At 37.2% G+C, this 25,639-nt stretch carries 22 protein-coding genes and 1 riboswitch; of the genes, 6 read left to right on the forward strand and 16 right to left on the reverse strand.

Annotation, left to right across the window (positions count from 1 at the left end; genetic code table 11):
- Positions 1-23: 23 nt before the first annotated feature.
- The 3 genes from FJQ98_RS23330 to FJQ98_RS23340 all read left to right on the forward strand — a co-directional run bounded on the left by FJQ98_RS23330 (position 24) and on the right by FJQ98_RS23340 (position 2,554).
- On the forward strand, positions 24-755 hold the full coding sequence (locus FJQ98_RS23330; RefSeq protein ID WP_053594863.1) for an ABC transporter ATP-binding protein: 732 nt from the start codon (positions 24-26) through the stop codon (positions 753-755).
- Positions 752-1,504, forward strand: a complete 753-nt coding sequence (locus FJQ98_RS23335) for an ABC transporter permease (protein WP_053594862.1) — start codon at positions 752-754, stop codon at positions 1,502-1,504. The genes FJQ98_RS23330 and FJQ98_RS23335 overlap by 4 nt, the downstream gene beginning before the upstream one ends.
- Before the next feature lie 75 nt (positions 1,505-1,579).
- Positions 1,580-2,554 (forward strand): proline dehydrogenase family protein, encoded by a 975-nt coding sequence (locus FJQ98_RS23340; protein ID WP_053594861.1) that lies wholly within the window; start codon positions 1,580-1,582, stop codon positions 2,552-2,554.
- A 342-nt stretch (positions 2,555-2,896) separates the two neighbouring features.
- Here FJQ98_RS23340 and FJQ98_RS23345 read toward each other — a convergent pair whose 3' ends face one another.
- The 12 genes from FJQ98_RS23345 to FJQ98_RS23400 form a co-directional block, all read right to left on the reverse strand.
- On the reverse strand, positions 2,897-3,451 hold the full coding sequence (locus FJQ98_RS23345; protein WP_075807240.1) for a hypothetical protein: 555 nt from the start codon (positions 3,449-3,451) through the stop codon (positions 2,897-2,899).
- 185 nt (positions 3,452-3,636) lie between these two features.
- A complete protein-coding gene (locus FJQ98_RS23350) occupies positions 3,637-4,248 on the reverse strand; it encodes a response regulator transcription factor (RefSeq protein ID WP_053594859.1) in 612 nt (203 codons plus the stop codon).
- 16 nt (positions 4,249-4,264) lie between these two features.
- The gene (locus FJQ98_RS23355) at positions 4,265-5,410 is read right to left on the reverse strand and encodes a sensor histidine kinase (RefSeq protein WP_425492709.1); all 1,146 of its coding nucleotides are present in this window, start codon (positions 5,408-5,410) and stop codon (positions 4,265-4,267) included.
- A 364-nt stretch (positions 5,411-5,774) separates the two neighbouring features.
- Complete coding sequence (gene desA, locus FJQ98_RS23360; RefSeq protein ID WP_053594857.1) at positions 5,775-6,806, reverse strand: Delta(5) desaturase DesA; 1,032 nt, start codon at positions 6,804-6,806, stop codon at positions 5,775-5,777.
- Positions 6,807-7,311: 505 nt separating this feature from the next.
- Positions 7,312-7,812, reverse strand: coding sequence for a GNAT family N-acetyltransferase (locus FJQ98_RS23365; RefSeq protein WP_053594856.1), 501 nt, complete (start codon positions 7,810-7,812; stop codon positions 7,312-7,314).
- 92 nt (positions 7,813-7,904) lie between these two features.
- Positions 7,905-11,336, reverse strand: a complete 3,432-nt coding sequence (gene metH / locus FJQ98_RS23370; protein ID WP_053594855.1) for a methionine synthase — start codon at positions 11,334-11,336, stop codon at positions 7,905-7,907.
- Positions 11,329-13,176, reverse strand: a complete 1,848-nt coding sequence (locus tag FJQ98_RS23375) for a bifunctional homocysteine S-methyltransferase/methylenetetrahydrofolate reductase (RefSeq protein ID WP_053594885.1) — start codon at positions 13,174-13,176, stop codon at positions 11,329-11,331. The genes metH and FJQ98_RS23375 overlap by 8 nt, the downstream gene beginning before the upstream one ends.
- Positions 13,177-13,268: 92 nt before the next feature.
- Positions 13,269-13,368, reverse strand: a riboswitch (SAM riboswitch).
- Between the two features lie 125 nt (positions 13,369-13,493).
- Positions 13,494-14,882, reverse strand: coding sequence for a protoporphyrinogen oxidase (locus FJQ98_RS23380; RefSeq protein WP_053594854.1), 1,389 nt, complete (start codon positions 14,880-14,882; stop codon positions 13,494-13,496).
- A 149-nt stretch (positions 14,883-15,031) separates the two neighbouring features.
- On the reverse strand, positions 15,032-16,318 hold the full coding sequence (locus tag FJQ98_RS23385; protein ID WP_053594853.1) for a globin-coupled sensor protein: 1,287 nt from the start codon (positions 16,316-16,318) through the stop codon (positions 15,032-15,034).
- A gap of 61 nt (positions 16,319-16,379) precedes the next feature.
- Positions 16,380-16,652, reverse strand: a complete 273-nt coding sequence (locus FJQ98_RS23390) for a hypothetical protein (protein WP_201406556.1) — start codon at positions 16,650-16,652, stop codon at positions 16,380-16,382.
- A gap of 791 nt (positions 16,653-17,443) precedes the next feature.
- Entirely contained in the window at positions 17,444-18,727 is a 1,284-nt protein-coding gene (locus FJQ98_RS23395) for an SEL1-like repeat protein (RefSeq protein ID WP_053594852.1), read from the reverse strand.
- 167 nt (positions 18,728-18,894) lie between these two features.
- Complete coding sequence (locus tag FJQ98_RS23400; RefSeq protein WP_053594851.1) at positions 18,895-19,911, reverse strand: YdcF family protein; 1,017 nt, start codon at positions 19,909-19,911, stop codon at positions 18,895-18,897.
- Between the two features lie 322 nt (positions 19,912-20,233).
- Between FJQ98_RS23400 and FJQ98_RS23405 the strand changes: the two genes are divergently transcribed.
- Together FJQ98_RS23405 and FJQ98_RS23410 are read left to right on the forward strand one after the other, a co-directional pair.
- Complete coding sequence (locus FJQ98_RS23405; RefSeq protein WP_053594849.1) at positions 20,234-20,707, forward strand: hypothetical protein; 474 nt, start codon at positions 20,234-20,236, stop codon at positions 20,705-20,707.
- A complete protein-coding gene (locus FJQ98_RS23410; protein ID WP_053594848.1) occupies positions 20,695-20,982 on the forward strand; it encodes a DUF2653 family protein in 288 nt (95 codons plus the stop codon). The genes FJQ98_RS23405 and FJQ98_RS23410 overlap by 13 nt, the downstream gene beginning before the upstream one ends.
- A 53-nt stretch (positions 20,983-21,035) precedes the next feature.
- Here FJQ98_RS23410 and FJQ98_RS23415 read toward each other — a convergent pair whose 3' ends face one another.
- The 4 genes from FJQ98_RS23415 to FJQ98_RS23430 form a co-directional block, all read right to left on the reverse strand.
- Entirely contained in the window at positions 21,036-21,404 is a 369-nt protein-coding gene (locus tag FJQ98_RS23415; RefSeq protein WP_053594847.1) for an ion channel, read from the reverse strand.
- 342 nt (positions 21,405-21,746) lie between these two features.
- On the reverse strand, positions 21,747-23,369 hold the full coding sequence (locus tag FJQ98_RS23420; RefSeq protein WP_053594846.1) for an S-layer homology domain-containing protein: 1,623 nt from the start codon (positions 23,367-23,369) through the stop codon (positions 21,747-21,749).
- 83 nt (positions 23,370-23,452) lie between these two features.
- Complete coding sequence (locus FJQ98_RS23425; protein WP_053594884.1) at positions 23,453-24,619, reverse strand: endonuclease Q family protein; 1,167 nt, start codon at positions 24,617-24,619, stop codon at positions 23,453-23,455.
- A 74-nt stretch (positions 24,620-24,693) separates the two neighbouring features.
- Positions 24,694-24,864: a hypothetical protein gene (locus FJQ98_RS23430; RefSeq protein ID WP_198926883.1), complete on the reverse strand. Its 171-nt coding sequence runs from the start codon at positions 24,862-24,864 to the stop codon at positions 24,694-24,696.
- Positions 24,865-25,010: 146 nt separating this feature from the next.
- On the opposite strand from FJQ98_RS23430, the gene FJQ98_RS23435 reads away from it, so the two are divergent.
- Complete coding sequence (locus tag FJQ98_RS23435; protein ID WP_053594845.1) at positions 25,011-25,589, forward strand: TetR/AcrR family transcriptional regulator; 579 nt, start codon at positions 25,011-25,013, stop codon at positions 25,587-25,589.
- The last annotated feature ends 50 nt before the right edge of the window (positions 25,590-25,639 follow it).

Raw genomic sequence — 25,639 nt, forward strand, 5'->3', positions numbered from 1 at the left:
TATTATAAAGGAGTTTTCACTATATGAATACGTCATACGAGCCTGCTATTCACTTTCAACAGGTTAGCTTTTCAGCGAATGACAAGACGATATTAAATTTGATTACTGGATCATTCCCTAAAGGAAAAATCACAACATTAGTCGGCCCTTCAGGTGCTGGTAAAACAACTCTACTTAAATTGTGCAATGGACTATTATCACCTACAGATGGTCAAATATTAATTGATAACCAACATATTTCTACATACGAGCCAACCGCTTTAAGAAGACATGTAAGTATGGCTCTTCAAGCAGCACCCATGATAGCAGGAACTGTATTTGAAAATCTTGCACTTCCTCGTTCGTTACAAGGAAAAAAGCTGACGGAGCAAGAGGCTATCCAATATTTACAAGATGTTGGACTTGATCAAAGCTTTTTACAACGCCCTACAAATAAATTATCAGGTGGACAACGACAAAAAGTCTCTATTGCACGAACACTTATCAATCAATCCTCCATTTTATTATTAGATGAAATCACATCTGCACTAGATCGTCAATCCGTTCAGGAAATTGAGACACTAATTGCTACAATTAATAAAAAATACAATGTTACAATGATCTGGATAACTCATAATTTACAGCAAGCACTGTCAATCGGGCACTATACATGGGTTATGATGGATGGTGAGCTTATTGAAACAGGAAAAAGTTCCTTACTTAGCGCCCCTACAAATCCACGTGTCTTAGAATTTGTACAGGGGGTGAATGCATGACATATACAACACTATCTCTAACATTAATTTTTGTATTAATACCAATTATACTATCAAAAACTTTAAAGCTTGGACTCGAAAAAGATACAATCATAGCTACTATTCGTTCTATTATTCAACTGCTTGCAGTAGGTTATATTTTAAAATTTGTCTTTGATGCCCAAAGCTATATTTATATTTTCCTTATGATTGCTTTAATGATTTTAGTAGCGACATTAAATGCTCGTAAAAAAGGGAAAGGTATAAAAGGGATTACGTGGAAAATAGCGTTAACTCTTATCGTGATAGAAGTTGTTACTCAAGGTGTTTTGCTCGGTTTTAATATTATACCAGCAACTGCGCAGTATATTATTCCGATTAGCGGCATGCTGATTGGTAATTCTATGGTTTTATCCATCCTATTTTTAAATCGTTTTACAGCAGAAATCACTAGTCACCATAATGAAATTGAGTTAATTTTATCGTTGGGAGGCACACCAAAACAGGCAATTCATCAACAACTAATCAATGCGGTAAAAGCAAGTATGATCCCTACAATTGAGAGCCAGAAAACTATTGGACTCGTTCAATTGCCAGGTATGATGAGCGGTCAAATTATCGGTGGTGCAGACCCTATTCAAGCGGTGCAATTTCAGCTATTAATCATTTTCGCCCTTCTAACGACTGCGACATTATCGAGCATAATGATAGGTTTTTTAAGCTATCCTGCACTTTTTAACGAACGCATGCAAATACTTGAAATGAAATAATTGTTATATTGAAAACAATATATATTTTCTAAATTATGTTATACTAAAAAGAAAAATGCAGTGAGGAGAATGACCATGTTATTACGCGATTTTTTCATCCATTTATCTGAAAACCAACTATTAAATAGTACTGCAAAAAAATACGGTCTAAAATTAGGAGCGCAAAGTGTAGTAGCTGGTACAAATATTGAAGAAACGATTGCGAGCATCAAAGAGCTTAACGCACAAAATATCTCTTGCACAGTAGATAATTTAGGGGAGTTTGTTTCAACTGAAGAAGAAGCAACTAAAGCTAAAGAACAAATCCTTGCTGTTATTGAAGCTATTCATGAAAACAGCGTTGATGCGCATATTTCGTTAAAGCCCTCTCAATTAGGCTTAGATATTGATGTTGATTTTTGCTACGACAATTTATATGAGATTGTAGAGAAAGCAGCAGCATATGATATATTTGTTAATTTTGATATGGAAGACTACGGTCGTTTGCAAACATCCTTTGATATGGTTGAAGAGCTATCCAAAACATTTAATAATGTAGGCACTGTTATCCAATCTTACTTTTACCGCGCGAAAGACGATATTGAGAAATTCAAAGACTATCGTCTACGTATCGTAAAAGGTGCTTATAAGGAACCTGTGGATGTTGCTTTCCAAGATAAATTAGATATTGATTTAAACTTCATTGAGCTAATCGAATATCATTTACTACACGGTAAATTTACGTCTATAGCAACACATGACCATAATGTTATTGCACACGTAAAACGCTTTGTAGCTGACAATAATATTCCACTCGATAAATTCGAGTTCCAAATGCTTTACGGTTTCCGTACAGACATGCAAAAAGAGCTTGCTAAAGAAGGCTATAACTTCTGTGTATATGTGCCATTCGGCGAAGATTGGTACGGCTACTTTATGCGCCGTTTAGCGGAGCGTCCCCAAAATCTTAATCTTGTTACAAAGCAAGTATTTACGAAAAAAACGAACACCGTCCTTGCTGTAGCAGCAGGTGCATTCGTTCTTGGACGTTTAACAAAACGTAAAAAATAAGGTCCCACATAAAGAAGCCAGAAGCTTAATTGAATAAGCTTCTGGCTTTAATTACTTTCCACAGGCACTAAGCTGCTTCCCTCACTGCTTGATTTCAGATTCTCAGTTTATTTGTTGTTCCCATAAGAGTAATTCCAATCATTGAGAGTTCGTAAAAAATGTGTAATAAAAATAATCAGTGGGGATGAAGAAAAGCCCCACTGACACTGAATCAATTACGCCTCGGCATAATTGCGTCCGGAGCCTTAACTTCTTTCATCGGATGTTTGGACACCGTTGAAAAGTTCTTAAACCTTCATTCATCTCATCACTAATAGAGGTAGGAGACTTAAGAAGTTAAAATTATTCAACATGTAAAGCAATAGTTGAAACAATTGCTTCTGCTGCATACTCCCATTTACCATCAATAAAACTACCCAATTTTTGCCCAAGCTCTTGGATCATTTCGAGCGTAATCGGAATATCATTTTTTTGTGCTAATGTAGCAATAAATGGAGCAGATAAACTTGTCCAACCTCCTCGGTCAATTTTAATCTCCACTTGCTTTACTTCTCCATTTTCTATATCAATACGGTAGTATAACTGATCATCCGGACGCCAGCTTAAGTGATGGGAGATTTGTCCATTTACAACTGTTAGATCATTCTTTTTCGAAATAGAAGCTGGTTTTACATTAAATTCATGACCTAGTACATTTAATTTTTTGATTTCAGGACCGACTAATGCCGCCTGAACAGCTAGATCCATACTACTTTGTAATGGGATAGATGTCTCCGTCTCAACTACTGGATCCACCATATCGTTGCTTGCAGCAGAAACGGCTGAAGGATATGCGCTAGTTACAGCGAATGTTGTTGCTAATAATGCTGTTGAAGTAACTTTTATAATTTTTCTCATAATTACTTCCATCCTTCCCATTAAAATGTTTAAAGTTTACTAAATCTTATCATTAATAGTCAAAATATACAATATCCTAATATCTTTTTAAAATGACAAAAGGCACTGAATTTAAATTATCCAATGCCTTAAGTCTATTTTTAACCCATACCCTTTCTTAGGTATAAGGGTATTAATGCTTTTCTTTATTTATTCCACCCTTTTTCTTTAAAGCGTGCAATAGCTTCAATACGATTCCCTACATTTAATTTTTCTAAAATAGTTGAGATATAGTTGCGGACAGTTCCTGCCGATAAAAATAATTCTGCAGCAATTTCTTTTGTCGTCTTCCCCTCTGCAACAAGTGTCAGTACTTGGCTCTCACGGTCTGTTAATGGATTTTCACTATCATCCTCATAGACAAAGTCAACGAGTTCAGGCGCATAAATTCTTTTGCCATCCATAATTGTGCGAATGGCACTGACCAATTCTTCGATCGGACTATCCTTTAGTAGATAGCCACGAACACTAGCCTTTCTTGCACGTTCAAAATAACCTGGCCTTGCAAATGTCGTTAATATAATCACTTTACAATCCGAACCTAAGCAATGCAGTTCCTCGGCAGTATCCAGTCCAGTTTTCACCGGCATTTCAATATCCATAATACAAATATCAGGCTGATGCTCTTCTACAAGCGCCAATGCTTCCTCACCATTTTTTGCTAAGCCGACGACCTCCATATCATCTTCCATACTAAGTAAAGAACGAAGTGCGCCTAATAGCATCCCCTGATCTTCAGCAATTACAATTCGTATCATGTCACAATCCTCTTTTCTATATGTTCTTCAGATTTTCTTTGACCTTCTGATGCGTAATCGCCACTGGAATCGACACTGTTAATGTAGTGCCCTCTTCACTTTCGATTTTAAAGGAACCGTTTATAAACTCTAAGCGTTCACGCATTCCCTTTAATCCATTACCAGTTTTCCATGCTTGCTTTTTCGTGATTCCTTGTCCATTATCACGGACTATTAAATATACTTCCTTAAAATTTTGATGGAAGGCAATTTCGCATTTTGTAGCGCCACTATGCTTAACGACATTATTAACCGCCTCTTTTAAGCACATGGATAATACATTTTCTACAAGTGGTGGTACTTGCAATGAATCTTTATCACCATGAAATACGAATTCCATTTCGGCTGCCTTTAATATTTGAGAAATACGCATAAGCTCGTCTTCAAACCTAGCTGTTCGCATACCTGATACTAATTCACGTACCTCTTTTAATGCGATGCTCGCTGTTTGACGAATATCCTTAATCTCCGTTAGAGCCTGCTGTGGATCTCGTTCAATTAATCTTGAAGCTAAGTCACTTTTTAGTCCTATCATTGATAACTTTTGACCGAGAGTATCATGTAAGTCACGAGCAATACGTTGTCGTTCCTCAAAAATAATTAACTCAGCTATTCGTTCATTAGCAGTCTCAAGCTGCCCCTCTAAATTTTCACGTTTATTTTTTGAATAAATCGTTAGTGGCATAAGTACAACTGCTAGAATCGTTAAAACAACGAACGGTAGTTGTGATAAAAATAAGTGTAGCTCAACAAAGAAGCCAACACCTGTCGAAATAACCGTGAAGCCAATATGTAGCCCGTACATAATATAGAAGCCAACAGGTTTACGAATATTCCCAATGAAGAAAGCTGTGAAAATTGATAAATACACATAGCCATACAATATGGTCATGACGATATTAATGACCATTTCAAAGCTAATCCACATATAAACAAGACCGCTTTTCGAATTCATGGAAAACCGATAGAAGATAAAATATAGCATTAAAAATGTAATACCAATTGATATTTCTATATAGGATGATTTTCTAAAAATGAAGAAAAACGGTAGGAAACAGAAAATAATCCATAAATATATACTGAGCATTGGACTATTCGGAATAATACTGTGCCATTTCCTCATCATAATCTCACGCTCTTTCCTACTTTTCCCTTATTATAACAAGAAAATTAATTTTGTGCCTGAACATGGTTTTTAATGCACTATCCATATAATTACATCCCTGTAGTAATTGGCTCATTTTCATAACATGGGGTTGATTTCCGTTCCTACTGGGCGCTTTCCTGGGGCATCCGATGAGCCCCAAGGAGTCGCCCAGCCCCCACTCCAATCAACTTATATACAAGCTACGTCTTAAAAATGTCATCCACAACTTTTGGTGATGAGCCTTTTATAACACGATAAACTAATATTTCCCTGGCCAACACACCTGACAGTAAAATATATAAAACAGCCACCCCTTAATGAGATGGCTGAAAAAATTCTACTAAGCAGCGAAACTGCCTCTTGCTTTTCGTTTGATTATTTCACTAACTTCTTTAAAAGTTACAAACTTACCTTGTTCTTCATCATATAACTTGTAGCGTAACGATTCTAAACTTTTACGTAATGTAATTGTTGTCGCCGTGTGTAATGGCGGTGTTTCATTATGCACTTTTTCAAGGTTATAGTTTGGTACGCGAGGGGCTAAATGATGTACATGGTGAAAGCCAATATTACCTGTAGCCCATTGTAATAGCTTTGGTAATTTATAATACGAGCTACCTTCAACAGCAGCCTTTACATAATCCCATTCTGAGTCATGTTCAAAATAAGAATCCTCGTACGTATGTTGAATATAGAATAACCAAATACCAAGAGAACCAGCAATAAATAATGTTACACCCTGTACTAATAAAAATGCTTGCCAACCCATAAAGTAAATTAAAGCTACACAAATTCCCACAATAACGACATTTGTTAAATATGTGTTAAAGCGTTCCTTCTGTTTAGCGTCCTTACGATTAAAACGGTTTAACACTAATACCATATATAATGGGCCTAAGCCGAACATTACTAACGGATTACGGTAAAAACGATACCATAAACGTTGTCCTTTAGATGCTTCTAAATACTCTTCCACTGTCATCATATCAATATCACCAATACCACGCTTGTCTAAGTTCGAGCTAGTTGCGTGGTGAATTGTATGCTCACGCTTCCATTTTTCATACGGGAATGATGTGAACACCCCAGTTACAAAACCAACCCAGTCGTTTGCTTTTTTACTTTTGAAAAATGAACCGTGTGTACAGTCATGGAAAATAATAAATGTTCGTACGACAAAGCCAGCAGAAATTACACTTAATCCAGCTGTTAACCATGGTGAAACATCCACTAACATATAGCCAGCTACCCATAAAGCGATTAAAGGTACAATCGTATTCACCATTTGAAAAATACTTTTAACTGTATCAGATTTCGCAAATGGTGCTACATCCTGGCGCAGTTTTTTTGTTTTTTCTCGATCTGTTGCCATTGTTTTTACTCCCTCGTTTCCTTTTCCTTATGACCTCATCATAAAACAAGAGTATAATCTGTAACAGAAGCAAACATCATAAAAAGGATATGACATTTGTCATATCCTTTTATCTTTTCGTCAAAAGAATAAACATTAAATAATTTGTATCAATAAACAAAGGTTGATGTTCACTCCGAGTTGGCGCTTTCCGCGGGCTCGGCTTCAATCTCCTCGTCACTGCGTTCCTGCGGGGCTTTCAGCGCAAGCTAATCCCGCAGGAGTCGCCACTCTCCGTGAAAAATCAACAACTCCTCATCATTAGCATAAGTAGACAAGCTAATCCAAAAGAATATAACTATTTATTAAAATATCATAAAAATCCACTATGGAGGAAAACAATACTTTTCGACGTTCCTCACAAAATACTGAATGTCGAGGTCTCACGATTAAATTACTATACTGCTTTATGCAAATAAAATAGAGTTTGTCTTCAGCCTGAAGGATTTGACATGCCATACCCTTTCTATGCTTTTGGTCCAGTTAACTGTAGTTGATAAAATACAAGATCTAGCCACTGTCCAAATTTATAGCCTGCGTTTTTAATTGTACCCGCATATTCAAAGCCTAGTTTTTCATGTACTTTAATACTTCCGATGTTTTCACCATCAATGCCTGCTACTAGTGTTTTCACACCTTGCTCTTCCGCAATTCGAATAAGCTCATGCATTAACTGTGTAGCTATTCCCTTTTGATAATGATCCTTATGCACATACACAGAGTGCTCCATTGTGTACCTATAACCAGGATATGGACGGAACTGACTATATGTTGCAAAGCCGGCTACAGTGCCATTTTCGTCGAAAACCAGCAGTGGATTACCAGTTGCTTGTTGCTCCTTGTACCATTGCCTTTTTTCTTCCAACGACTGTGTTTCATATCGATAAACGGCCTTGCTCGTTAAAATAATGTCATTATAGATGTCTAAAACCTCGGGTAAATCTCTCTCTTCCATTAATCGAATCATCATGCTCACGTCCCAACCATAATAGGGTTTATCACTAAAACTAAACTATCACATTTGATTCATTACATAATGTTATACCACTTTTTTCAACATTACACATTAAAATATCGAGCATCTGGATGTGCAAAGACAATTGCTGAAACAGAAGCTTCTGGCTCCATCATAAAGCCTTCCGTTAAATGAACACCAATGTCCTCTGGTTTTAATAAACCGAACAATTTCTCTTGATCCTCTAAGTTTGGACATGCAGGATAGCCGAATGAGAAGCGCTGTCCTTGATATTTTGCCGCGAAACGATCACGCATTGTAAAATCTGTCGCATCTGGGAAGCCCCACTGGTCACGAATCTCTTGGTGCATACGCTCCGCAAAGCCTTCTGCAAGTTCAAGGGCTGTAGATTGTAATGCATGACTTTCAAGGAATTTCCCTTCCTCTTTTAGCTGACGAGCCTTTGCCATAACCCCTTGTCCTGCCGTTACCACCATTAAGGCAATATAGTCCATTTCATCGCTTTCAACTGTTTTTAGGAAATCTGCAAGACATAAAAACGGTTCAACTTGCTGACGCGGGAAGGTAAATCGTTCAATTTCTGTTTTGCTATCTGCTGGATCATAAACAACTACATCATCCCCATCTGCTTGTGCAGGGAAAAACTGATACATACCTGATGGTTTCAATAGGTCCCTTTGTAAATAATCGTCAACTAAATCTTTTAACTCCGTTGCTCTTGCATCGCCAGCATCAAGTAATTGCTGTACTTGACCCTTTAAACCTAGGTGATGTCCAAGTAATGTCCGCATATTAACATATGGATATAAATGCGAAACAGCATATTCTCTCTTTACATGGCGGCGCACATCTGCTGGTAGAAAGACAGACGCTTCCTTTATTGTGCGTACAGGCTTTATAGTTACTTCTTTTATAGGGCGAGCCGCTCTTTTTTCGTCTGCCTCTAAGCGTTTTTCACGCGATTCCTTAATTTCAGCTAAGAAATCTGCACGTGTATCTGTCCCCATTAACCTATTTGCCTGCTCTAATCCTTGCATCGCATCCTTTGAATAAATGACAGGTCCATTATATTCGCCGGCAATTTTTGTTTCAGTAAAGCGACGGGATAATGCCGCTCCCCCTACTAAAATAGGTACGTCAATACCTGCTTCCTTGAAATCTTGAGCTGTAATAACCATTTGCTGCGCTGATTTTACAAGTAAGCCTGAAAGCCCGATGAAATCTGGCTTTTCCTTGCGAATCGCTTCTATTAACTGGGCAGGTGTTACTTTGATGCCAAGATCAATCACCCTATAGCCATTATTACTTAAAATAATATCAACAAGGTTTTTCCCAATATCATGCACATCGCCTTTTACAGTTGCAAGTACCATCTTCCCCTTGCCAGCACTCTCTTCATCTTTCTCCATAAATTGCTCTAAATGTGCCACCGCTGCCTTCATAACCCCTGCTGATTGTAATACTTCTGCTACGATCAGCTGATTATCGTTAAATAAGCGGCCAACCTCTGCCATTCCATCCATTAATGGTCCATTAATAATAGCAAGCGGTGTTTCGAAAATTTCACGAGCAGCCTCTAAATCTTCAATAAGCCCTTCTTTTGTACCCTCTAAAATATAGTAAGCTAAGCGACCTTCTACTGTTTTCGGAATATCTGCCTCTGTTTTTTCCTTCTTTTTATCACGATAGAAATCCGTGAAGACAGCTAATGTTTCATCATTTGTATGAAAGAGTAAATCATTTGCTAGCTTAATCTCTGCCTCTGGAATCGATGCATAACGTTCTAACTTCTCCGTATTCACAATTGCATAATCTAAACCAGCCTGTGTACAATGATATAAATACACGGCATTCAATACTTCACGACCTACGGGTGGTAATCCGAATGAAATATTACTTACACCAAGCACCGTTAATGTACGAGGCATTTTTTCTTTAATCAGGCGAATTCCTTCCACCGTTTCGAGTGCCGAGCCAATATACTGTTCATCTCCCGTACCTACTGGGAACATTAGTGGATCAAAGATAATATCTTCAGGAGCAATACCCCACTTTTCTGTTAACAATTTATAGGAACGCTCAGCAATCTCTAGCTTGCGATGTCGGTCAACCGCCATACCTTGCTCATCAATCGTACCCACAACTAAAGAGGCACCATATTTTTTCACTAGCGGTAAAACTGCGTCAAAACGCTCTTCGCCATCCTCTAAGTTAATCGAATTAATGATGGTTTTCCCTTGAGAAAACTTAAGTGCTTCCTCAATTACTTTTTCATCTGTTGAGTCAATTACAAGAGGTACTTTTACTTTTTTTACAACCTCCTGCATAAAGCCACGTATATCGGCTAGTTCATCACGGTCAGGATTTGCTAAACAAATATCGATAACATGTGCTCCATTTTTCACCTGAGCACGCGCGATTTCTGCTGCTTCCTCAAACTTCCCATCAATAATTAAATTTTTAAATTTACGAGAGCCGATTACATTTGTCCGTTCTCCAATAAATAATGGACGCATAGAGTCGTCATACACCAATGGCTCGATACCTGATACTACATGACCATGTGTTGCATCTGGTAATTGTCGAGGCTTTTCGTCCTTTAGCACCTCTCGAATAGCAGCAATATGCGCTGGCGTTGTACCACAGCAGCCTCCGACAATATTCAGCCAGCCCTTTTCAGCAAAGCCTTTTAGCTTCCGTGACAATGATTCAGGCGACTCATGATAGCAGCCCTCCTCGTCAGGTAAGCCTGCATTCGGATAACAGCTAATATAGCCTGTTGAAAGCTCTGCTAGTGAACGAATATGATCAGTCATAAACTCTGGCCCAGTCGCACAGTTTAGGCCAACTGACAATGGCTTAATATGCTCGATGGAAATGTAAAAAGCATCAATTGTTTGACCAGCAAGTGTCGTACCCATAGGTTCAATTGTTCCTGATATCATCACAGGTAGCTCTTTTCCAGTTGTTTCAAAAGCACGAGATACACCCAGTGTACCTGCCTTAACATTCAACATATCCTGACTCGTTTCCAACAACAGAACATCGGCTCCAGCTTCGATTAGTGCCTTCGCCTGAACATAAAAGTTTTCCTCTAACTCTTCAAATGTAATACCACCTGTAACTGACAAAGTTTTTGTAGTTGGTCCCATAGCCCCCGCTACAAAACGAGGCCAATCGGACGTTGAAAACTCATCCACTACTTTGCGTGCAATTTCTACAGCGCGTTTATTAATCTCTTCTGCTTTCGTACCAAGATCATATTCATTTAATACAAGTGGAGTACTTCCAAATGTATTTGTACAAATAATATCTGCTCCAGCCTCTAAATATTTTCCATGAATTTTTTCAAGCACATCTGGTCTAGTTAGCACAAGATTTTCATTACAGCCATCATATTCCTCGCCGCCAAAATCCTCTGCTGATAAATTTTCATTTTGTAGCATTGTACCCATTGCGCCATCAAGAATTAAAATTCGTTTTTCTAATTGTTCTTCAATCAAGTGCTTAGCCATTTATACTTACCCCTTTTTTCTGTTCATCCAATTGCTCAATAAATTCCATCAATTCTAGTGTCATATCATAGCGCAAAAATGGTGTGATGAGGTAAATACCATTGAAATATTCCGCTGCTACTTCTACTAACTCCTTGGCAATTGCAATTCCTTCTAGTGTTGCGCGTTCTTTATCATCACCACAAGCCTTCATGCGGGCTAACGCATCATCAGATAGTTTGATGCCCGGCACTTCATGATGTAAGAACTCCGCACTTTTATAGCTCGTTACTGGCATAATGCCTAGATAAATTGGTGTTTCTAAATGCTTTGTCGCCTCGTAAATTTCCACGATTTTTTCCTTTGAATAAACAGGCTGTGAAATAAAATAATCTGCCCCATGCTCAATCTTCTTTTCTAATCGTGCTACAGCTCGGTCTAATACACGTACATTGGGATTAAACGCAGCCGCTACAGAGAAATTCGCCTTTTTACGAAGAGGTTTCCCTGAGAATGATACTCCTTCATTTAACTGTTTTATTAACTGGATTAGCTCCATTGAAGATACGTCATAAACGCTAGTCGCCCCTGGGAAATCGCCTACCTTTGTCGGATCTCCAGTAACTGCTAAAATATCATGAATGCCTAGTGCATTTAATCCCATTAAATGTGATTGAAGACCAATTAAATTACGATCTCGGCATGTTATATGTGTCAACGGGCGTACCCCATGTGTTTCTTTTAGTAAGGCACCCATTGCAACATTACTAATTCTTGGGGATGCAAGTGAATTATCAGCCATCATGACTACATCTGCGCCTGCTTCATATAATTTTTGGGCACCTTCAATAAAGCCTTCAATTTCTAAATGTCTTGGTGTATCTAACTCCACTATAACTGAGCGTTCACGTTTTACTTTTACATGTAATGGCTCATAATTTGGTGGCTCTGCCTCACGTACAACCTCTACTTTTTCTGGCTTCGCGTGCTTTTCCTCTACTGGAGATAGCTCCTCTAAGTATTTTTTCGCCGCGGCAATATGCTTCGGTGTCGTACCACAGCAGCCACCGATTAAACGTACCCCCTGATCTCGAAGCTCTACAGCTGCTCGACCAAAATAATCTGCTTCTGATTCATAAACAACACGGCCATCCTCCAAATCAAGAAGAGATGCGTTCGGATACGTTGACATAAATGCCTTTTCAGGAAGCTCTACACCTTCAAATGCTTGTATAGTATGGTGAGGACCTAAGCGACAGTTAACACCTACGATATCAGCACCTAGCGCTTCAAGTTCATGTAAAGCGTTATTTAAACTCATTCCATTTTGCAAAACTCCTGGTTCATGCATAGAAACTTGAGCAATAATCGGTAATGTTGTTTTAGCTCGTAGCATTGTCAAAGTTGCTGTTAGCTCTTCAAAATCATAATATGTTTCAAGTAAAAGGCCGTCTGGAACTCCTGCAAGTAAAACAGTTGCTTGCTCTTCAACCGTTGCTAAAATTTCCTCTAATGTTGCGTCACTCTTTCGAATACCACGGATCCCCCCAATAGTACCCAAGACAAATTGTCCACCATCTGCCGCTGCTCGTTTGGCAATCGTCATAGCGGCTTCATTAAACTGCTGCACACGTGATTCTAATCCATAGCGGGCTAACTTTATGGCATTAGCTCCGTAAGTGTTCGTTTGAATAATATCGGCTCCAGCTGCTATATATTCTCTATGAATCTTTTCAATTAATTCAGGTCTATGAACATTCATTTCTTCATGACAGTACTCCAAGCCATAGCCGTATAATACTGTACCAATTGCACCATCTGCTGTAAGAACATGCGTTTTTAACTTTTCAAGCAATCCCATAAAACTAGCCTCGCTTCCCTTATCTTTAAAATAAAAAAAGCCTTCTTTCAAAAAAAAAGAAGGCTTTTACGTCGTTTCGTAATTGTTTTTCCTTCTCATCTTCGACACAATGGTCTTCTGGATTTAGCACCTGACAATAAGTTGGTTGCTGAAGCTTCATAGGGCCAGTCCCTCAGCTTCTCTTGATAAGAATGTAGTATGAATTTTTTAAATAATTAAAAGAATCATATCGTTAACGAACGATTGAGTCAAGACTATTTCACTGAACAGAGGATAATTTCCACCTGAAATACTATATTTTGCTTTAAATCAAACAATTACGATAGTTTTCCAGCAAGCTCCTCACCAATTTTTTTACCATTTTGAATACAAGCACCTATGCCTACTCCAAAATAAGAGCATCCCGCTATTGATAGATTTGGATAGTTTTTCTCAAGCTCTTGTACTAGACCTTGCAACGCTTCACGATGTGCCAAGTCATACTTCGGCATTTGGTCGATCCATTTTGTCACATCAACAACAGTTGGTTTTTCCTCAATCCCCAAGCTTTTTCTTACATCCTCTAGGGCAACAGCTGCCAACTCTTCATCTGTCATTAAACGTAATCTCTCATACTCAGGGTTAATGCTCTTATAAAAAAGTCGCACAAGTAATTTCCCTTCTGCTGAGGTGTGCTTCCACTTGCGACTTGTCCAAGTTGCTGCATTACATATAACATCCGAATTATGTGACACAATATAGCCTGTTCCATCTGCAGGTAATCTATTATCGGGTACATCAAATCCTAAATAAATCGTAATTGCGGAGGCAGTATTGAATTGTTCAAAATAGCGGTTCAAAGATTCATCCTGCAATATGCTTTGTACCGATTCATTCGGAAGTGCCAATACAACATGATTTGCTTCAATCATTTTACCGTTTGCTAATGTAACGGAGTATTGATTCTCCTGCTTTTTAACACTAGTAGTGGCAATTCCCTTAATAATTTCTACATCCGTTAATGTTTCTTCAAGTCGATCAATTAGTGATGATAAACCATTTTTAAAGGAAATAAATTTTTTATTTGCAGCTTGCACAAATTGTTCCCTGTTTGCATCGAAACCTTTAATAATACTACCGAAATCATTTTTGTAATCGATTAGATACGGTAAAGTGGAAGCAATTGAAAGTTGATTTAAATCTCCTGAATATACACCTGCAAGTACGGGCGCTATTTGGTTTTGAACAAGCTCCTCGCCTAAATAATACGTTAAAAATTCCCCAATAGAGCTTTCCTTTGTAAACCCTTCATTTGGCATTGTTAAATCCTTTAATGCTGCTTCTTTACCCTCTTGTGAGACAAGTGTGCTTTCCTCAAGAGATTGTAAGTTCATTGGAATACCGAACGTTGAGTCTGCTGGAATGGCATGTAGTTCATTATTTGTGTAAATATACGAAATACCTGTTTCGTTGTACACAAGATTTTGTTCAAATTTAAGTTCCTCTACTAATTCAATAACACCTTTATGACGCGCTACAATGGAATCTGCTCCTGTTTCCAGGATGAAGCCTTGTTCATATGCAGAGTGAAGCTTGCCACCAAGGTATGTATTTTTTTCTACAAGCACAAGCTTTACTTCTAAGTTTTTCTCCTGAACTTGGCGTTGCAAATAATGCATCGTACACAATCCTGTAATTCCGCCACCTAATACAACAACTGTTTTCATATTAAATCGCCCCTATTTTTAGTTCTTTATTCAGTATAAACTTTTTTACCTGAAAATTACGCTAAACCCTTTACAAATTTAGCAAAAATGGAGCTATCCAGCGCATTGGATAGCTCCATTTTTTTCTATGTTCAAATAGCATATATCCTCTAGAGATTTTGTGCAAAGCTAGCTAATTTTTCAGCAGAATTTTTAACCTCATTAAAGGCAATACCTAATTCACTTAGTGTTTCTACTATTGTTTGTATTTCTTTTTCCATCTGGCCATTTTGATCTTTGGCTTCTGTCATAGCTTCCAATATGTTAGTAAATTGCCCTTCCGTTTTTACCATATTTTCCTCACCAGAAGCTACCTTTTCTTGTATATTACTAAGCGATTGAACAAGTTTATCTGTCCGCTCATTTGTTTTATGTAGTAACATCGCTACCGATGTGACAGATTCCTTCGTTTGAATCGATAGTTTTCTCACTTCATCTGCAACAACACTAAAGCCTTTACCCGCTTCTCCAGCACGAGCGGCTTCTATTGCCGCATTTAAAGCCAACAAGTTTGTTTGATTAGCAATATTTGTAACAACATTCATAATTGATTCCATTTCCTTTGACATATCTGTCAACTGTACAATGTTTTCAGTTATATCATTAAGTGAGTAAATAATATTACTCATATTTTGTGATTGACTCTTTAATCTTTCTCGACCTTCTAATGCCTGACTCTCAGCCATAGTCGACACTTGAAGTGATTTTTTCGCTAGTTGTTTAATTTCATCAGATTGTCCACTTAAGCGATGAAATGAGCTATTCGTTTCCTGAGATATTGTGGCAAGACCTTCCGAAGACTCTACGACCTTTTTCTCTACCACTTCTTTACCACGTTCTAGATTTTCATGAAGTTGCTCAACCGTATTCTCAAATGCTTCTAAAACCAATTGTTGTTCAAAATTAGAAATTTTTGAAATAGCTCGAATTGTATTGAACTGATCCATTGGATGATTAATACACTCTTCAACCAAGTCAATAAGTGACGCTGTCAAATCTTGAAAAGCACAGATATACCATTGTGTTTTAAGTCCGATGTGGACATGTACCTTAGCAATTTTAACTCGCCTTTGATAAAACTCATCATCAATCGTACCATTAAACATTTCAATAATATGACGTCGTAATGTGATTTTCAACTTCTCCACAGAACTATGTCTATTGATAATATCCACTAAATTATGTTCAGTTCCAATCATTTCATAAAATCGATTAACAATGTGTTCAATATTGCCTTCTACAATAGGTTGGAAGGCTTTTAAATATTGTAAATCTCTCTTTGTCAATTTGAGCATTTCAATTTGCTTTTTCATTGAATAGCGATTAGTTACATCCATTTTTACAATGTATTGTTGTAAATCTAACGCCATTGTCTTTCTCTGTTTTTGAAAAATCACACATTTACCCTCTTTCATGCCGTGTACTTTTGCAAAGCTGAGAAAAATCTAATTCCGTCCACTAAAAATATAATAAATCAGGAAGGCTCATCACCATCACGCGGGGTTGATTTCCGTTCCGACTGGGCGCTTTGTTGCTGTCGCTTCGCTTTCGCACAGATAAAACTTTGTTGCTGTCGCTTCGCTTTCGCACAGATAAAACTTTGTTGCTGTCGCTTCGCTTTCGCACAGATAAAACTTTGTTGCTGTCGCTTCGCTTTCGCACAGATAAAACTTTGTTGCTGTCGCTTCGCTTTCGCGCAGAAAACATTTGCCGCTGTCGCTTCGCTTTCACGCAGAGCAGAGCTTCCTGCGGGCGTCCGATGAGCCGCTTGGGCCTACACGATGTAGGTCACGAAGGCGTTATCACAGGACGTGATGCTTTTAGCCTTCGTTCCTTTATTGCTACTTTCCCAGGAGTCGCCCAGCCTCCATTCCAATCAACTTATATCATGGCATATGTTTTAATAAATGCTATCCTCAACTTTTAGTGATAAGCCCTCAGGATGTTGGTTAACCATTTTAAAGACGCTGATTTCTGCTACGGGCAACAATCAGCTAAAAATGGGCATACATAAACAAAATACCAACAAAAAATCCTTTTACCGGTCAATAATAACCCTATACTTTCCCAATCAACACGCCTAATAAGAAAAAGTACCATTATTTTCGATAATATTGCAAAAAAATAGTTTAACGGAATAACATTAATTAGCTATAGCTACTAACTACTCTTTCAAAATCACTCATATACCTTATACATTTTATAAATAACTGTCAATTTCCAGATATACATTTTTTTCTAAAAAATGTATGAAAAGTCCCTGTGACTTAACTAATTGTTCAAAGCAGTAAAAAAGCTACCAAAATACTTTTTTTGTAGCCAATTTACATCATCTCTTGTTTTTTATGCTTATTTTTCCCTTGTTTTTGTTTGTAGTAATTGCCCCTTCATTATATTAATATTTTTACAATTAGAGAATATGGATATTATATACCTATGCAATACATCAAAACAAAAACTTAAGACCCAAACAAAAGAGAGTAATAATCAAATCTAAATACCTACATTTTTTTAATTAAAATTTACATTCCTTTTAATTCTTGCAGTAAAATAGCTGCCTCTTCGTTTCCTGCATCTGCTGCAAGTCCGTACCATTTTATAGCCTCTTTTATATTTCTAGCTATTCCTTCCCCTTTATTGTATATGTGTCCTAGTTGTAATTTAGCTTCCGAATCCCCTTGAAGAGCAGCCTGTTTAAACCAATGAATACCCTTTTCAATATTTCGTATACCTGTTAATCCTTGGCTCCAAATAAAGCCCAAATCATAAAAGGCATCGACGTGATATTGCTCCGCAGCTCTTTCATACCAATATAATCCGCGGTTTACATCTTTAGTTTGACCTAAACGCCCCTCTAAATAAATTCCTCCAAGTCGGTATTGTGCCTCAACATAGCCTGCTTCAGCAGATTTTTTATAGCAGCTACATGCTTGCTCCTCATCATTGTCGATTCCTAATCCCTGCTCGTAAATAATTCCGAGTGTAAACATAGCCTCTGCCACACCTTGTTGTGCAGCGACGTCGAACCACTTCTTCGCAAGTACCAGATTTTCTGGTACACCCTCACCGTTAAAGTACATATCTGCTAAATTATTTGAGGCATCTGGATGACCCTGCTTTGCTGCAGACTCATACAATGAAAAAGCTCGGTTATAGTTTTCTTGAACACCTATACCTTCAAAATAAAAATTACCAAGTGCATATTGTGCGTCAGCATTACCCTGTGTTGCTGCTAACTTAAACCACTTTATTGATTTTTCAGGTTGGAAATGCGTGCCATCAATTGCACTATAATATTCTCCAAGCTGAAATTGTGCATCTGCATCCTGTTCCTCGATGGCATCTTTGTATAAATCAATTATTACTTCATGATCTAGATCTTCTTCGTCAAACGCCTCAACCTGCTCATCTTGGTGGATAAAATACCATTCCAATATATCAAGTACATCATCAACAACTTCAACGCAATTGGCTAACTTCTCCAGTGAAGAAATTTGCCAAATCAAAATATAGATAGGGAGTGGAATTGCTTCACGCAGTAAATCATCATATTCAGCTAAAAGCGTTAACACATTTTCCTGTACTGACTGTGCCTGCTCTGGATGTATAATTTGTAAATGTCTTTGTTGTTTTTTTTTCAAAAGTCCTCGCACAACTTCATGTAATATTTTGTGCAAGGCTGTTAATTGCACTTCTCCGACTGTTATCAATTTACCGTTTTGTGCAAACCATGTACCTTGTGTTTGCGTGAGCTTTTGTAGGGATTCAATTCGCTCTTTATTTTGTTTTGCTAAAAAATTGCCCATACATTAGTTTCCCCCCTTGCACTCTATCAATTTCGCCTTGGCGTAATTGTTGCTGTCGCTTCGCTTTCGCACAGAAAACATTTTGTTGCTGTCGCTACAAAAAACATTTGCTGAATGAAGATAAAAACTGTCTTACCACTATTATATGGAAGACAGTTTAAAAATGGTTACACATATGCTCTCAATATTAATCCAATGAACAATGTAATGAATAAAAAGACAGTGACATGAATCCATTTATACATTTCTAATAAACCGATAAATTCACGAGTAAAAGCATTAGGTACATAATAAAAGGCTGTTTTTGAACCAACACCTTGTGCATCAAGTTTCGCTTTATTGGCATAAATACTGGCACGAAAAACATGAAAATTATTCGTCACAAATAAGGATCGATATTTTTTTCCTTGTGCAAGTTTATCCATGATTTTTTTAGAGAATGCCATATTCTGTTCAGTATTTGTCGATTGATCTTCCATTATTACTTTTTGAGCTGGTATTTGATGTACGTCAACGATATATTTTTTCATCGCATATGCTTCTGATACTTTTTCATCATCCCCCTGTCCACCTGAGACGATAATGTATGGTCGTTCACCATATTTTTGATATTGCTTTGCGGCCTCATCTAAACGGCTAGCTAAAAGTGGTGGCACTTTATCTCCAATTAGCCCTGATCCTAGTGCAATAATATAGTTAGGCTCATAAAGGATTGGCGTAAAATGATATAGAGTGGCATAGGCCATTACACTTGTGTATAAAAACATTGTATAGCCAAACACCAAAAACACATAGAAGAAAAGAATATGCCAAATTACATGTTCGATATTCGTAAAAATAACAAAAACATACCAAATCATCATGATAAAAAAGCTCAAGCCAAAAACGGCTAACAATAAATTACGAACTTTACGTCCTTCTTTTTCAAGTAAAACTTTACTATTAAAAAACGTAGCTATCGATAAGATAAACATAATACTCGGGAAGCTTCCTAGTATAATGACTATCCCCATCTTCGACAAAATCCCCTGCTCATTTGGCATCAATAGAGGATAATGACTGATTATAGTGCTCAAAATATACAAGCCTAAAAAACCTAGAACTACTGCATTGAAGAAACGTCTCTTTTCCGTTGTATATAACAATAAAAAAATTGCAATTAATAGTAATATCGTTGTAATCATCCTCTCACTCCTTTTATATCATTTTTCAGGCTCACCATCATAACGCGGGATTGATTTCCGTTCCGACTGGGTGCTTCCTGGGGTGTCCAGCCTTCACTCCAATCAACTCATATACATGGCTTACGTTTTAAGAAATGTCATCTCACCTTTTGGTAATGAGCCATTTTATATTCTTTCCTTCCGACACTACTTGTTCAAATTTGTTGCTATGCCTAAATTAATGAAAGCGATTATTGTATTTTTCAAGATGATTCATGTAGAATTAAACTATTACGAACTAGTTTATAACAAAACTAAAAATTATATTGGAGGAATGTAAGTAATGAAAAAAATTCTTGCCGCTCTTTTTGCAGCGACACTTATGTTTGCGACAGTAGGTGCAACATTGTTCATCTCAGATACACCAACTGCAGAAGCTAAATCCTATAAGTCAGGTAAAAAAGGTTTCTCAAACAATAATAATAACAATAGCTCAAATTTCCAAAAATCTCAGGATAAATCTAAAGACCAAAATAATGCAACAACAAATAAAAACAATACAACTTCTACAAACAAAACGGATTCAACAGCTAAGAAAGGTGGTTTCTTCTCAGGCGGCCTTATGAAAGGTATGATGCTTGGTGGCTTAGCTGGCTTATTATTCGGAAGTCTTTTCGGTGGTATGGGTATGCTTGGTAATATTTTAGGCTTATTAATTAACGTTGCAGCCATTGCTATTATCGTAATGCTAGTTGTAAAAATTGTTAATATGTTTAAAGATAAAAAACGTAAAGAGGAAGCACAATGGCACAAATAATTAATGAGCAAGATATTATAAATGCAATTTGCTTATCACAAGCCTATTATAAAAACATTCGCCCTGAGGATGTGCTTGTAGAACTAGCATACGATGATGACACAGGCTTTGGTGCAGAAGTTGAAGTTAATGGTCAAATCGAAATGTTCGATACAGCAGCTATGATTGGTGCACTTCGTGTATGGATTAAAGATGTCCTACATAGTGATCCATTTTCAACAGGCATCGAACTCGTCCTAGACGATGAAGAAGGCATTATTGCTAGATTATCGTAAATAAGAAAAGTATAGCAGTTCAATAAATCTTAAAGATTTATTGAACTGCTTTGTTAATTTTCAAGACGTTTTTTTGCCTGTTCTTTTTCATCTTCCTCAATTGAAAAATCGACAATTGATCGACCGAGCATCAATAGCGCAATAAACATGACGCCTGTTCCAACAATTAAATAAATCATCGTAAATATCTTTGAAAAATCACTGGTAGGATACAGACCCGTCTCAACACCTGTTGGAATTAAACTCACTACTGCAAAATACATGGCATCCAGCCAGTACCAACCCTCTGTCCCTTTATAAAACATTGTTCCGGAAAGAATGATTAAAAATAATGTTGTAAACAATGATAGAAACTGTGGACGCTTGAATGACCTCCATATCCCTTTTAATAATCTTTTTGCAGATAAAATAAATGACAGCATCGCATTCTCCTTTTGATCAATTTCTCCTCAGTATGATTTACATCTAAAAATTGTACTAGATATTCATAACAATAAAAATAAAATATTTCAGATATGTTGATTAACCATTTTTATCCATCTTAATTAATTAGAAGGCTCTGATTTCCGCTACGGGCTACAATCAGTTAAAAATGGGCATATATTAGCAAAATAGCAACAAAAAAATCCTTTTATCGCTCAAATAATAAACCTATTTTTCCCTAATCAACACGCCTGAAAATATTTAAAACTATATTTTTTTATTGAAAACGTAAAAGGTAGAGGCTTCTATTCACAGCCTCTACCTTGAATACTTGCACTTCTTTATTTTAATAAACTATTAAAGTTTACAAATATTTTTGCTGCATGGCTACGCTTTGTCGAAGCCTCTGGTGAAAATTTCCCTTCATTACCTATAATAATGCCTTGCTCATACAACATTGTGATTGCATGTTTAGTTTCTTCATTGTAAGAAGCAATATCAGAGAATGGTACTTTTCCTTTCACAGCATAAGGTTGCTTTAGCTGATGTTCGTAGGCACGATTAATCATTAATGCTAATTGAGCGCGAGTAACTGGCTGTCCAGGGTTAAACTTCCCATCCGTTCCCTTAACTAGCCCATATGCATAAGCTGCTGCAATCTCCGACTGAGTTCCGTCATCATAGCTTGCAATGTCGGTAAATGGTGCCTGTTCCTTCGTCGTTAAACCAAGGCTTCTAACAAGCATACTAGCAGCCTGTGCCCGAGTTACATTTTGCTCTGGTCTAAACGTACCATCTGCGTAGCCTTTCATAATACCTGTCTCAGCTGCTTTCTGAATAAAGTCCTTTGCCCAATGATTTTCTATATCAGTAAAGCTTAAAGTTCTTCCTTCTGTCGCAAAAGTAATTGTTGGACTTTGTACACTTTCATTGCCAGCTGCATCCACTGCTTTAACAGCTACCGTATATGTTGTATTCTCTGTTAAATTATCCAAAGTTATAGCCGTTGTATCAGCGTTTTCTGTAAAAGTTAGTTTACCATTTACATATACATTGTAATTAGTAACGCCTACATTATCCATCGCTTCCTGCCAGCTTATTTTTACAGTTTTACTATCTTTCATATTTGCTTGGATAGCCTTTGATACATCCCATAACGCACTTGCTTTAATCGCTGGTAAAAACGCCTCATTCGCTACTGCTAAATAGCCTGCTTCACTTAAATGAATATTTTCAGGATTTGGTAAATAGCTTGGAACATCCTGTGCTACAATATCGTATGTCGGGACAAAGATGGCACCCGCTTTTTCAACAGTTGTTTTAATCGTTGAATTCATGACTGTTAATAGTACTTTAAATTGTTTCTGTAAATCCTCACTATAGTATGGGAAAGAATTATAATAGCCCATAACGTAAACTTGAACATTCGGATTTAGCTCCTTAATTTCATCCAAAATAGCGGCAATATTTTTTATTGCCCCTTGGGAAGCCTTTAACATCGCTGCTGCACTAAGACCAGTTGTCTGAGACTCTTCTAAAATGGGTATTAAATCATTGGCACCAGCGGTTAGAGTAATAATTTCCGCCTCTTTTAAAGATGTGCGAAGCTTTACCTTCTCACTTTGATATCCGAATCCTATCACTGGCTTTTCCACATTATTTTGTATATCCTCCAATACATTTTTCGTTGTATAGCCTGAATATGCAAATCCCTTATTATAAGAAGTTATTAAACCGTCCTGCTGTAGAGCTTGCGCAACAAAATCTGTATAACCTAACCCGATCATACCAATCTCATTCATACCATGTGCCAAGGAATCACCAAGTGCTACGTAATCTGCTTGAGTTACCCAACTTGGCGCAATATAATCTCTCTGTTCCTCAGCATTTGCTCCTATCGGTACTGCTAATTGTAACGCCAGAACGCTCGCTGCTAAAAATCGAAATTTCTTTGATAATTGCATACACTCACTCCTCCAATTTCTACTAATCACTAGTTTAATATAAGGAGGATAAAAATGGGCTAAAAAAGAAACTATTGTTTTTTCTATTCAAGCTGTATTTTCCCATATATGCCGCCACCGCCAACTTCAATTGTCAATTGCCCCGTTCTTGCTAAATCGATCATCTTGGCAATTTTATGTGGCACGATTTGTTCGAGCTGTTCTAGCGTGACTCGATGCAAGATGTTCATCTCTGTACCGAATGCTTGTACTAATCTTTCCATCATTTTTGGCCCTAAACCTGGAATAAAATCTAGTGGTACTTGATGAATATATGGTGGTCGAGCACGTTTATCCGTAACTTGCTCTGAGAGCTCATTAATACGTGATGCAACACCCTTTATAATTTGCGTACTTTCACAGTTTGTACAGATTGTTGCCGTATTGCTAAGCTGTTCACCACATTTTGCACAGACAGTCTGATGATATTTCCCAAGTAAAGGATTTAAGCCATAATTACTTGTTATTGCTCGACCTTGCTGTTCATGAAGCGCCATCTTTAATTCTGTAAAATTGGCATCAAATAGTCTTAATTTTTGATACTCACGTGCAATTTTCCCAAGTGAATGTGCATCGGAATTGCTGACAAATGTATATGATTGAAGCTCTTTAATGCTACTCACCATATCGGTATCAGAGCTTAAACCAAGCTCAATTGCATCTATAAGCTGAGGGTCAAATACTTCTGTTAAACTACGGTGCACACCTTTACCAAACAAGCTTTTAAATGGTGTAAAAACATGCGCAGGAATAAAGAGCCCTCCTAACTCACGAACCTTTTGTTGCAATGTTCGACCATCACAATATATTCGTTGAGAGCTTAAATGAATATTTTTCATATGATTAGACATCCAATTTGAAAATTCCCTCATAAGCAAAAGCGTTGGAAAATAGGCAAGTACATGGATTGGCCCAAGGCAATGATGATCATAAATCTCAATTTCAGTACCCGGGATAAGGGTTGTTTCTTGATAACGAAGCCCTCCTTGCACTAGCTCCTTTAGTTCGCCCTGTCCAATCATCTCTGCCATCTCATCCATTACCTCTGGTGAATGACAATCAATAATCCCAATAATATCTAGTCCCTTTCTTGTACTAGAAGTCTCTAGAATTCTTGTTAACGTTAGCGTTTTACTGCCAGTAATTTTGACAGCGCGTCCACTAGAAGTACGTCCAATATGAATATGTAAATCTGTATAGAAATCTTTCATCATTGTAACCACTCCTATTATTTTTTCGTAAAAATGAAAAAACCTCACATTACTGCAAGGTATTTTACTCTTAATTATGAAGGTTGATTGCTGTGAGCACTATTAATCGACTCAAAGGCACCCGAGCCCTGTGATGACATTGTAGAAGAATCATATGCCACTAATGTTACTCCAATTTTCTTTTCTAGCTCATTAATTTTTTCAAGCTGTTGCTGATCTAATTGCGCAACCTTTACCTCTTTCATTTTCATCAAATCCTTTCACGAATAAAATTCCCCGTTTTAGATACATATATACACGAAAATAATGACTGACTGTCAGTCATTTTCTTTGACTTTATTTCAGCTATTTTGTAACATATTAAATAAGCAGGTCAAAAGCGAGGGATTCCATGTCAAAGGAAGAGAAAATTATTCAGGCTGCAATTGAAGTTTTTCGTGAAAAAGGAATAGAAAAGACAAAGGTTTCAGATATCGTAAAAGCTGCAGGTATTGCACAAGGAACATTTTATCTTTATTTCCCATCACGACTTTCAGTTATGCCAGCCATTGCGAAAGTTATGGTTGAAAAAATTATTGCTGCTATTAACGATGGTATTTCGACACAAGAGCCTTTTGTAAAACAGCTTGAAAAAGTAGTAGATATTGTTTTTTCTCTAACAGAGGAATATCGAGATGTATTTGCACTTATCTATGCCGGTATTACACAAACTGAGCATATGAAAGAATGGGAAAATATATATGCACCCTATTACGAATGGATGAATCATTTCTTATCTGTGGCTCAACACCAAGGAACGATACGTGCTTCTCTAAATACTACACGTTCTTCCAAACTTATAATTGGTCTAGTAGAATCTGCCGCTGAACAAATTTATTTGTATGACGACAGTGAAGAAGAAACAATTAGACTTCAAAAGCTTGAGCTCCTCGACTTTTTACATCATGCACTCGGTTTACGTCACACATAAGTGACGTTCTCTTTTAGACCAAAAATGACTGAATGTCAGTCATAATAATG

It is taken from the genome of Lysinibacillus agricola, assembly GCF_016638705.1.
Classification (GTDB): domain Bacteria; phylum Bacillota; class Bacilli; order Bacillales_A; family Planococcaceae; genus Lysinibacillus; species Lysinibacillus agricola.